This window comes from Streptomyces sp. NPDC042364, assembly GCF_056437585.1.
The window spans coordinates 1-3,352 of record NZ_JBWKAJ010000048.1 but is presented as its reverse complement, the minus strand read 5'-3'; the positions used below and the strand labels follow the sequence as shown (position 1 = coordinate 3,352).

4 protein-coding genes are annotated in these 3,352 nt (G+C 72.6%); 1 reads left to right on the top strand and 3 read right to left on the bottom strand.

What is annotated here, in order from left to right; all coding sequences use genetic code 11:
• Positions 1 to 216: 216 nt before the first annotated feature.
• Positions 217 to 1,092: a helix-turn-helix domain-containing protein gene (locus AC067N_RS38810; RefSeq protein WP_478683668.1), complete on the top strand. Its 876-nt coding sequence runs from the start codon at positions 217 to 219 to the stop codon at positions 1,090 to 1,092.
• A gap of 160 nt (positions 1,093 to 1,252) precedes the next feature.
• Here AC067N_RS38810 and AC067N_RS38805 read toward each other — a convergent pair whose 3' ends face one another.
• Genes AC067N_RS38805 through AC067N_RS38795 form a run of 3 tightly spaced genes read right to left on the bottom strand, consistent with a single transcriptional unit; the run spans position 1,253 to position 3,206 of the window.
• A complete protein-coding gene (locus AC067N_RS38805; protein WP_478683667.1) occupies positions 1,253 to 1,993 on the bottom strand; it encodes a DUF1275 family protein in 741 nt (246 codons plus the stop codon).
• Entirely contained in the window at positions 1,986 to 2,507 is a 522-nt protein-coding gene (locus AC067N_RS38800; protein WP_478683666.1) for a DoxX family membrane protein, read from the bottom strand. Before AC067N_RS38800 ends, AC067N_RS38805 begins: the two co-directional genes overlap by 8 nt.
• A gap of 36 nt (positions 2,508 to 2,543) precedes the next feature.
• Entirely contained in the window at positions 2,544 to 3,206 is a 663-nt protein-coding gene (locus AC067N_RS38795) for a hydrolase (RefSeq protein ID WP_478683665.1), read from the bottom strand.
• Between the last annotated feature and the right edge of the window lie 146 nt (positions 3,207 to 3,352).

Genomic DNA, 3,352 nt, shown 5'->3' with positions numbered 1-3,352 from the left:
CTCACCGACCCACTCACCCATCGCCACATGACGAGTCTGGCCCTGCCGCTGACGCGGCAGGGCCAGAACCCAAGATCTTCATCAGCCTTCTAGGGCGTGGTCAGCCACCGGCCACCGGCGCCGTCACTTCGCCGTCACTCTTTTTGCACATCCTCCTTCCTACGCTCCGGGTGCAGTGACCGACGTGAGGGCGAACGGCCCGGGAGGCAGCCGCAGATGAGCTCCGACACCAGCGTTCTCAGGGCCCCGGCCCTCCGTATCACCGTCCTCGACGAGGCGCCGGCTCGGCTGCCGGGGCAGGAGGGGGCCCGGTCGGAGTCGTACCGGCTGACCGCACGGACCGGTGGCGAGTACCTGTTCGTGGGGGTGTGCGGGACCGGCGCACGTCCGCCGGAGCGGCTGCCGGACATCGCGCTGGCGCCCGGCGACATCTGCTTCTACGACGCCGGTCACCCGCCGTTACTGGAGTTCCCGGACCGCTTCCGGCTGAAGGTGTTCCTCGTGCCGCGCGAGGCGATGGGGCTGGAGGAGCGCGATGTGCGGCGAGTGACGGGGGCACCGGTGGCCCGCGCCTCCCGGCTGGGTTCGCTGCTGTCGCCGTTCCTGTCCGAGCTGGCCGACTCGGCCGTCTCCGCCCGGCCGCTGGTCGCCGAGATGCTCACCCGGAACGCGGTGAACCTGCTGGCCACCCTTGCCACGGAGCAGCTGGGCCGGGAGGCGGGCGGGCCGCCGGGCGGCCGGTCGCCGCTGGTGGCGCGGATCCTGCGGTTCATCGACGCGCATCTGGCCGACGCGGATCTGTCGCCCGAGATGATCGCCGGGGCCCACCACATCTCGGTGCGCTATCTGCACAAGCTGTTCCAGGACGAGGGCACGACGGTGGGCCGGTGGATCCAGCGCCGTCGGCTGGAGGAGTGCCGACGCGATCTGGAGCTCGGCGTGCGGGGGCGCCGCACCATCGCCTCGGTGGCGGGCCGTTGGGGCTTCCTGAGCGCGACGCACTTCAGCCGGGTGTTCCGGGCGGCGTACGGGATGTCCCCGAGCGAGTGGCGGGACGGCGCGGGAAGGGGAGACCGTACTCCGGCCCCTTAGAGCTCCGACAAAAGTGGAGCCCGGCTCGCGACGCCTGGCACGCACGCTCGCCGCGTTGCCGAAAGCCCCTGGTAGCCCCGCTACAAGGAGCTTCCGGCGCCTTGCGATCGCACGCACCAGACGCCGCGAGCCGATCGGACTCCACTCTTGTTCGGAGCTCTTAGGACGGCGGGCGGGTCCACGCGGCGCCGGAGGACGACAGGCGGAGGGTGGTCGCGCAGATCGGCGCGAGCAGCAGCGGGATCAGGCCCAGGGTGGTGGTGAGTCCGGTGTGGCGCAGGAGCAGGGCTCCGGCGAGGGCGCCGAGGAACATCGCGAGGACGGACAGGATCCGCCGCCCGGGCCGGGGCGCCGACCCGCCGGCCGGGGTGGAGTCGGCCGCCAGTCCCGTCAGGGTGAGCGTCAGCACGGTCGTGGTGAGGTCGGGGACGCCGAGGCGCCGTACGACCGCGTTCTGGAGCCCCATCGCGAGCCCCAGCAGCACGATCAGCGTGTAGCGGAGCGGGCCGCCGACCCGGTCGCCGTCGGCGAGGACGGCGGCGAGGACGGCCGCGGCGGCGAGAACCGTCTGCGCCGCCGTCGCGATGGCCAGCACCCTCCCGCGGTGGGCCGCGAACCGGGCGGCGACCCGGCCCCCGGCCAGCGCGCCGGCGAGGAACGCGGCCATCGCGACGACGGACGCGAGCGCGGACAGGCCCTCGGCGCCCGCCAGGGCGAACCCCAGGAAGACCACGTTGCCGGTCATGTTGGCGACGAAGACATGGCCGAGGGCCAGATAGCTGACCGCGTCGACCACACCGGTCACCACCGTGAGGGCCAACAGGAGCGGCGGCAGCGGCCCGTGCCCATCCCCGCGCGGCGGGACGAGCGTGCGGGCCGCGTCGGTCACCGGCTCACGCACGGCCCGTCACCTCCTCGGGTTCCGCCGCGGGGGCCGGGCGGTGCAGCACGACCCGGGTGGCGAGCCCGGCGGCGGGACCCAGCCCCACCGCGGCGAGCGAGAGCCACGGAGGCCACGGGGCGGACCCGAGCGCCTCGTCGCCCGACCAGCGGCCGGGCCCGGTGAGCGCGAGCACGGCCGCCACGAGCACGAGGACGAGCGGGTACTCGTACCCGTCGTTCTGCACCCACAGCCCGTTGCGCCACTTGACGGTGCTCGCGACCGTCATGACCCCCATGGCGGTCGTCGCCGCCAGGGGGGTGAGCAGTCCGGCCGCCAGGAACAGGCCGGCGCCGATCTGGCCGCCGCCCGCGGCGAGCGCGGTGAGCCGGCCGCCGCGGAAGCCGTCCCGGCGGAACTCCTCGGTCCCGCCGGCCAGGCCGTTCCCGCCCAGCAGGAAACTGACCTTCTGCACCCCGTGGCCGGCGATGAGGAGCCCGACCACGAGGCGCAGGAGCAACAGTCCGGTGTCCATCACGTTCCCGCCCGTTCCCGACGTCCGTCGTGCTTCTCAGCCGGCCGCGTGGGCGCCGATGACGGCCTGCGCGTAGACGATTCCGAGGCCGTACGCGCCCGCGTGCTCCTTCACGACCTCCGTGGTGGGCCCGTACGTCTCCTCGCGCGCCCAGTCCCGCTGGAGCTCCAGCAGCACCTGCACCCAGGTCACGGGTACGGCGCCGGCCTGGATCACGCGCTGGACGGCGTGCTCGTGGGCCTGCGGGCTGACACCGCCGGAGGCGTCGGTGACGACGTAGACCTCGTAGCCCTGGGCGAGCGCGGACAGCGTGGGCAGGACTACGCACACCTCGGTCCACAGACCGGCGATGACGAGCTTCTTGCGGCCGGTGGCCTTGACCGCCTCGACGAACGCGACGTCCTCCCAGGCGTTCATCGTCGTACGGTCGACGATCTTGTGGTCGGGGAAGACGTCGGCGAGCTGCGGCAGGAGCGGGCCGGAGAAGGACTCGGCGGCCACCGTGCTCAGTACCACCGGTACGTCGAAGACCCTGGCCGCCTTGGCCAGGCCCACGGTCGCGTTGATGATCGCGGTGCGGTCGCCGCTGCCGGTGCCGAAGAACATCTGCGGCTGGTGGTCCACGAAGAGGACCGCGCAGTTGCCGGGGGTGAGGAGGTCCGGGCCGGGAGCCGCGGTGACCTCTTCGATGTCGACCATGGGGGTGCCTTTCTGGTGTGAGGGGTGTGATCGGAGGAGAAAGCCCTGGGTGGATGCTCCTATGGATGTCAAGCCGCAGGAGCGAGGTCGGTTTGCGTGATTGGTTCGGTTGGTGTGCTGGTGAGAGCGCGGTAGATCTCGCGGGC